Origin of the sequence: Streptomyces sp. NPDC091289 (assembly GCF_044757365.1) — a bacterium.
GTDB lineage: Bacteria > Actinomycetota > Actinomycetes > Streptomycetales > Streptomycetaceae > Streptomyces.
The window spans coordinates 205,752-213,395 of sequence record NZ_JBIVUT010000018.1; the positions used below are offsets into that span (position 1 = coordinate 205,752).

Sequence of the window (7,644 nt, forward strand, 5' to 3'; positions counted from 1 at the left end):
CTCAGGGGCAGGGGGGTCACTCGGCACGCTCCGCGGCCAGCCGGCGGACCGTGGGGAACAGGTACAGGTCCCGCATGGAGACCGTCGTGCCGCCGCGTCGCCGCAGCGCGGCACCGACCCGCATGGCCAGCAGCGAGTTGCCGCCGAGGTCGAAGAAGTTGTCGTCCGGCCCGACGGACGTGCCCAGCACGTCCTGCCAGACGTCGAGCAGCACGGCGGCGAAGGCGTTCACCGGCTCCACGCCCCCGGTGTCCCCGGCCCGGTCCGCACTGGGTGCGACGGCCGCCGGGGGACCGGCCGCCGGGACCGGTGCGGTCCTCGCCGCCGGAGCGGGGGCGGGCAGCCGGCGGGCGTCGAGCTTGCCGTTGGCGGTCAGCGGCATCCGGTCGACCGGGGTGATCGTGGAGGGCACCATGTACGTCGGCAGGTACCGGGCGGCACGCTGCCGCACGGCGGCGGTGTCCTCGCCCTCCAGCACCACGAACGCGTCCAGTTGGGCCGTCGCCGGGTCCTGCGGGTCGGTCCGGTTGAGCACGACGGCGGCGGCGGCGACCAGCGGATCGTCCAGGAGCACGGCGCGGATCTCGTCCAGCTCGATGCGGAATCCGCGCAGCTTGATCTGGTTGTCCAGCCGGCCGAGGTGCTCCAGTCGCCCGTCGGGCAGCATCCGCCCCTTGTCGCCGCTGCGGTAGACGCGTTCTCCGGTGCCCGGGTCGAGCAGGAAGCGCTGCTCGGTGAGGTCCGGCCGGTTCAGGTAGTGCGAGGCGACGCCGGCGCCGCCGACGAGGATCTCCCCGGCGACGCCGAGCGGCAGCGGCCTCCCCTCGGGGTCGGCGACCTTCACCCACCAGCCGGGCAGAGCGGGTCCCACCGACCGTGATCCGGAGAGCGCCTCGGCCCGGGTCACGGTCTGCGCGGTCACGTGCACGGTGGTCTCGGTGATGCCGTACATGTTGACCACCCGGCACGCGGTCTCCGGATGCCGGTCGAACCAGGGCAGCAGGACGCGCGGTTCGAGGCCCTCACCGCCGAAGACCACCAGCCGTACGGGTACGGGTCCGGCGCCGTCGCGCTCGACCTCCAGCAGCTGGGCGAAGGCCGACGGCGTCTGGCTGAGCACGGAGACCCGCTCCTCCAGGAGCAGCCGGTGGAAGTCCTCCGCGGAACGGGAGACCCAGTAGGGCACGACGACCAGCCGCCCACCGGTGAGCAGGCACCCCCAGATCTCCCACACCGAGAAGTCGAAGGCGCTGGAGTGGAACAGGGTCCAGGTGTCGTCCGGGCCGAGCCCGAAGTCCTCGGTCGTGGCGGCCATCAGGCTGAGCACGTTCCCGTGCGGAACGACGACTCCCTTGGGGCGGCCGGTGGACCCGGAGGTGTAGATCACGTACGCCGGGTCCCGCGCTCCGGACGTGGTGGGCGGGGGCCCGTCGCACGCCTCGGGGGCGAGGTCCGCGAGCGCGGTCGGCGTGATCACCGTCATGTCCCCGTCGGCGGCCGGGAATTCCGCGTGGTCGGTGACGACGGTACCGAGACGGGCGTCGGTCGCGGTGTGCGCCAGCCGTTCCCGGGGGTGGGCCGGGTCCATCGGTACGTAGACGGCACCGGCCCGGAGCACGGCGAGCAGGGTGACGACGAGCTCGGCGGAGCGCTCCAGGCACACCCCGACCCGATCCCCCTCGGCCACCCCCAGCGAGCGCAGGGCGTGCGCCAGCCTGTCCGCACGGCCGACGAGTTCGCGGTAGGTGAGGTGCTCGCCCTCGAAGGAGACGGCGATCGCGTCGGGCCGGGCCGCCGCGACGGCGGCGACGGCGGCGTCGACGCGTCGGTGCTCGACGTCGGGAAGCGGGGCGGGCCGGCCGAGGGCGGCGAGCTGCCGCAGCTCGCCCTTGTCCATCAACTCCAGCTCGGTGAACGGAAGATCGGGCGATGCGGCAAGCATCCGGTGGGCCCGGGCCACATGGTGCAGGAACCGGTCGGCGGCGTCGGCGAGCACCCGGCGCTCCGAGACGTCGCACCGCACTTCCCGGCGGCCCGCGTCGTCACGGACCACCGAGACGGTCAGGGGGAACGGTGGGCGCTGGAACGGCCGGTAGGTCACCGGCACGGCGCCGGGAAGCCCGGCCACCGCCCCGTCGTGAACAGTGATCCCGACGACGGGCCCGGCCGCGATGTCGCCGGTCACCGGTTCCAGTTGTCGCCGGAGCTCCTCGGTGTGCCAGGCCGGTTCCGCCAGGGTCGCGCGGACGCGTTTGTCGGCGGTGCCGAGCGTGCTCGCCGGGTCGGCGTCGACGGGGACCAGCGCGATGCCCTCGACCCCGTGCGGGTCGAGGGGGTCCGGCACGACGGCGGCGAGCACGGGCCGGTGCGTGCCCTCGTAGCGGGCGAGGACAAGACCGAGCGCGGTGGTCCAGCTCGCGGTGTCGCCCGCCGGATGGTCCGCGGGCAGCCGCAGCACCCGGGTCCGCTCCGGTTCCGGGCCGTACGGCCGGCCCAGCCCCCAGTCCAGCTGGGCGTCGAACCGGGCGCCGGCGAAGGCGTCGGCCCGCCCGGAGGCATCGCTCCCACCGGCCGGGCCGGGGGGTACGACGGTGGAACCGTCGGCCGCGGGCTCCCGGCCCAGCACCGCGGCGGCGAAGTCGTGCAGCGCGGCGGCCCCGAGGACCGCCCGGTGCGCGACCACCACGAGTTCGCCCACGCCGTCGGCGTACTCCAGCAGCACCGCCCGCACCCCCGCGTCCCGGTGGGCGACCAGTGGCCGGGCCAGCTCCCGGTCCCGGCGGAGTCCGGCGTCGGGCGCGTCGGAGCGGCAGGGCACCGGCTCGTGCCACCACCGCGCGGTCCCGGGGAGGACCGCGGCCGTCGCCGTGCCGTCCCGGAGCCCGGCGGCCAGGGCGGCGAACCTCTCGGCCGTCTCCTTCCGCCGCCCCGGGGAGAGGTCACCGGTCAGCCGTACGCACAGTGCGTGGCATACCGCGCCAGGCGTTCCCGGGCCATGGTCCACGACCCGGTCACGGGGGTGGACGAGAGTGCGCCGGGCCGGTGTGAGAGCGGCTGCGGCATCCTGTTCAGAGAGCGACACGACTGGTTCCCTTGGCATGGTTGCGGTGCCTCACCGGGCGGTGAAGCCACCGTCGACGGTGAGCACGGAGCCGGTCACCTGCCGGGACTCGTCCGACGCCAGCCACAGGGCTGCGCCGGCGACGTCCTCCGGCTCGATCAGTGCGTTCATCGGCTGGGACTGGACGAAGGTCTCCTCGTGCTCGGCGACCGGGAGGTCCAGCGAGCGGGCGATCTCGGAGAGCATCCTCCCCTCGACCTGGCTGTCGTCCCGGATCGACCCGGGGCACAGGGCGTTGACCCGGACCTTCATCGGCGCGTAGTCCAGCGCGGTGGCCTTGGTCAGGCCGATCAGCCCGTGCTTGGACGCCGCGTAGCCGGCGAAGCCCCGGTAGCCGACCAGTCCCGCGGTGGAGGCGACGTTGATCACGCTGCCGGAGCGCTGGGCGGTCATCAGGGGGCCGACGAGTGAGGTGAGCCGCCAGGCGCCGGACAGGTTGACGTCGATCATCACCTGCCACTCGTCCTCGGTGAAGTCATGGGCGGACTTCCCCGAAGGCCCGGCGATTCCGGCGTTGTTGACGAGCACGTCGACGCGGCCGAAGCGCTCCACGGTCCGGTCCACGACGGTCCGCAGCGCGGCGCGGTCGCGGAGGTCGGCCTCCGCGACGAGCACGGCGGCCCCCTCCTGGCGGCACCGCTCGGCGGTGTGCGCGAGCTGGCTCGGGGTCCCCAGCGGGTAGGGAACCCCCTCGATGTCGCCGCAGACGTCGAGCAGCACCAGATCGGCGCCCTCCCGGCTGAAGGCGAGCGCACAGGCCCGGCCGACGCCGCGTGCGGCTCCCGTCACGATGACGGTCTTTCCTTGCAGACGCACCAAGTCTCCTCGGGTTGGGGGCGGCCGGCCGACTCGTCCTGGTCGCTCAGCCGGGGCAGACGTCCGCGAGGACCCGGATCAGGGCCTCGGCGTTGTCGACCAGATACATGTGGCCTCCCTCGACCTGGACGAGATCGAACTCCCCGCTGGTGGCCTTGGACCACTCCATGGCCTGGTCGGGGGTGACGAGAGCGTCGGCGGCTCCGCGCACCGAGGTGATCGGTACGGGCACCGGCTCGGGGGAGGCCGCGAGGTAGCTCTCGTGCATCTCGACGTCGGCGCGCAGCGAGGGCAGGAGCAGCTCGCGCATCTCCGGGTCCTCCAGGGCGTCGTGCCGATAGCCGGCGAACTCCTTGACGCGCTCCAGGAACCCGTCGTCGTCGAGACCGGCGGCGCCGTTCTCGCGGCGGGTCCAGGGGCCCGGCGAACCGCTCACGACGAGCCGGACGAGCTCGACGCCGTCGGTGGCGGCCAGCCGGTGTGCCAGCTCGTAGGCGAGCACCGCGCCGAGGCTGTGTCCGAAGAGCACCACCGGGCCCACGCCGGAGACCCGCTCCAGCACCTCGGGCAGCAGTCCCTCGACCGCCACGTCCACGTCCCGGTAGGGCTCCTCGGCGAACCGCTGTTCGCGTCCGGGGAGCTGGACGGCCGCGACCTCGAACCGGTCCTGGGAGAGCGGGACCCAGGGGCGGAAGACCGAGGCGCCCGCGCCGGCGAACGGGATACAGAGAAGCGTCGTTTTCGGCATGTTCCATCCTTCTGTCTGCTGTTGAGCGTTCGGTGGCGGGAGACGGGCGTCAGACGCCTTCTCCGCCGGAGGTCCCGGCCAGCTTCTTGGCCAGCACCGCCCCGATCTCGGCCAACGGCCGCGGACCCATCAGGTCGTTGTGCGCCACGGCCACGTGGTGGACCTCCAGCTCGCCGTCCAGGTGGGGCAGCCAGGCATCCGGCTCGCCCGCCTGGTCGACGGTCGCGGTGAAGATCACGGCTCCGGCCTCGCAACGGCCGGTGGCCGAACCCGCCTCGACCCGCACGCTGTTGGCCATCACGCGCTGAAGGCGCCGCAGTTGCGCGACCGACAGGCCGGCGAGTTCCTTGCCGGATGTCCGCATCGCGGCGGCCACCCGGTCGAGCTCCACGGGTCCGCCGAGTTCGGATGCCTCCACGCCGATGGCGACGAGGATCCCTTCGAGGAAGTCCCGCTCGGAGAAGGGCGCGACCGGGTCCGCCGCGGCGCGCGGGTAGGCGTCCAGCAGGGCGAGCAGTTCGACCTCCTGCCCCGCGGCCTCCAGCCGTCCGGCCATGGCGTGGGCGACCCGGCCGCCGAGCGACCAGCCGAGGAGCCGGTAGGGGCCATCGGGCTGCACGGTGCGGATGTGTTCGACGTAGTCGGCCGCCATCTCCTCGACGGTGTCCGGCAGCGGCTCGTCGTCGCCGAGACCGGCCGCCTGAAGGCCGTACAGTCCGACCCCCGGGGGCAGATGCTCGGCGAGTCCGGCGTAGGGCCAGCTGAGTCCGCCGAGCGGGTGCACGCAGAACAGCGGCGTGCCGGGGCCCCCGGCGTTCAGGGGCAGCAGCCTACTGAGCGGGCCCGTCGTATCGGCGGCGGCGAGACGGACGGCCAGGGCGGCGGCGGTCGGCGCCTCGAAGATCGCCACCACCGACATCTCGGCGCCCAGCCGGTCCCGTACCAGGCTGATGAGTCTCGTGGCGAGCAGCGAGTGGCCGCCGAGTTCGAAGAAGTTGTCGTCGACGCCGACCGTGTCGTGCCCGAGGAGTTCCGCGAAGATCGCGCAGAGCTCCGCCTCGGCCCCGTCGCGCGGAGCACGGACCGGCTGCCGCTCCAGTTGCCGTGGCGCGGGCAGCGCCTTCTTGTCGACCTTTCCGTTGGGTGTGACGGGCACGGCGTCGATCACCGTGTAGGAGGCGGGCACCATGTGCGCGGGCAGTGTTCCGGCCAGGTGGTCGCGCAGGACGGCCGGGTCCGGAAGGTCCTCCGGCCGCGCGGGCGTGACGTAGGCGGCGAGGCGAGCGTCGCCCGTGGATGCCGCGTACACCGTCACGATCGCGCTGCCCACCAGGGCGTGCTGGGCGAGGGCGTGCTCGATCTCGCCCGGTTCGACCCGCTGGCCGCGGATCTTCACCTGGTCGTCGGTGCGGCCGAGGAACTCGATCACGCCGTCGCGGGTGACCCGGGCCAGGTCGCCGGTCCGGTAGAGCCGGGACCCGGGCGGCCCGTACGGGTCGGCCACGAACCGCTCGGCGGTCAGACCTGCCCTGCCCCGGTACCCGTACGCCAACTGGACACCGCCCAGATACAGTTCACCGCTGCTGCCGACCGGTGCGGGGGCGAGCGCGGTGTCCAGGACATAGGTCCGGGTGTTCCAGATCGGCCTGCCGATCGGGACCACCGCCGCGTCGGACTCGGCGGAGCAGTCCCAGGCGGTGACGTCCACCGACGCCTCGGTCGGCCCGTAGAGGTTGTGCAGCTCGGCCGGCAACGCCGCCCGGAAGCGGTCGCGCAGGCCGGACGGCAGCGCTTCGCCGCTGCACAGGACGCGACGCAGTCCGGTGCAGTGGGCGGCCTCGGGATCGGCGAGGAACACCTCCAGCATGGACGGGACGAAGTGCGCCGTGGTGACCTTCTCGTCCTGGATCAGCCGGGCGAGGTAGCCCGCGTCCCGGTGTCCGCCGGGCCGGGCCGCCACCTGCACCGCTCCGGCCAGCAGCGGCCAGAAGAACTCCCAGACCGATACGTCGAAGCCGGAAGGCGTCTTCTGGAGCACGCGGTCGTCCGGGCCGAGCGGGTAGGCGTGCTGCATCCACAGCAGCCGGTTGACGATGCCCCGGTGCGGCACGAGAACGCCCTTGGGGCGGCCGGTCGAACCGGAGGTGTAGATCAGATAGGCCGGGGAGTCCGGCAGCGGTCCGGGCGGCGCGTCCGGCCGGGTCACCGGCTCCGCGTCGGCGCCGGGACCGTCGAGCACGATCAGCCGCGCGGCGAGGTCCTCCCCGCCCGCGGGGAGGCCGCCGCGGGCCTCGCTCGTGGTGATCAGGGCTGCCGGAGCGGCGTCCTCCAGCATGGCGGCGATCCGTTCGGCCGGGTAGTCCAGTTCGATCGGCAGGTAGGCCGCACCGGCCCGGACCACGGCCAGCAGCGTGACCGTGAGGGCGGCGGAGCGGGGCACGGCGACGGCGACGACGTCTCCGGGGCGTACCCCGTGGTCCACGAGGCGGGCGGCGAGCCGGGCGGACCGGGCCTCCACCTCGGCGTAGGTGAACCGGCCGTCCTCCGCGACCAGCGCGAGCGCCTGCGGCGTCCGGGCCGCCTGCGCGGCGAACAACGCCGGAATCGTCTCCCCGGCAGGACCCTCCCCCGGCGACGAGGGCAGTTCCAGCACCCGCGCCGTGTCGTTCCACCCGGTCAGCAACCGGTCGCGTTCGGCGGGGTCGAGCAGGTCGATCCCGCTGAGCGGCGCCTGGGGGTCGGCGACGCCCGCGCCGAGGAAGCGCACGAGCCGCTCGCCGATCCGCCGGGCCGTGTCCTCGTCGAACAGATCGGCGCTGTAGTCCAGCGTGATGTCGATGCCGGCCGGGGAACCGTCGAGGTCGGTGCGTTCGACGAAGTTGAAGCCGAGGTCGAACTTGGCCGCACCCGCCTCCCCGTCCACCGGACGCGCCACCAGACCCGGCAGATCCAACGACGC

Annotated in this window: 4 protein-coding genes; all 4 read right to left on the reverse strand. The window is 73.7% G+C overall.

The features are described from left to right. Nucleotides 1–16: 16 nt before the first annotated feature. On the reverse strand, nucleotides 17–3,082 hold the full coding sequence (locus tag ACIQPT_RS24590; RefSeq protein ID WP_401158483.1) for an amino acid adenylation domain-containing protein: 3,066 nt from the start codon (nucleotides 3,080–3,082) through the stop codon (nucleotides 17–19). Nucleotides 3,083–3,112: 30 nt separating this feature from the next. After that, nucleotides 3,113–3,937, reverse strand: a complete 825-nt coding sequence (locus ACIQPT_RS24595) for a mycofactocin-coupled SDR family oxidoreductase (protein WP_401158486.1) — start codon at nucleotides 3,935–3,937, stop codon at nucleotides 3,113–3,115. Nucleotides 3,938–3,983: 46 nt separating this feature from the next. Next, nucleotides 3,984–4,685: a thioesterase II family protein gene (locus ACIQPT_RS24600; protein WP_401158488.1), complete on the reverse strand. Its 702-nt coding sequence runs from the start codon at nucleotides 4,683–4,685 to the stop codon at nucleotides 3,984–3,986. Nucleotides 4,686–4,734: 49 nt separating this feature from the next. Continuing rightward, nucleotides 4,735–7,644, reverse strand: a 2,910-nt coding sequence (locus tag ACIQPT_RS24605) for an amino acid adenylation domain-containing protein (RefSeq protein ID WP_401158490.1), incomplete at its 5' end; no start/stop codon positions are given.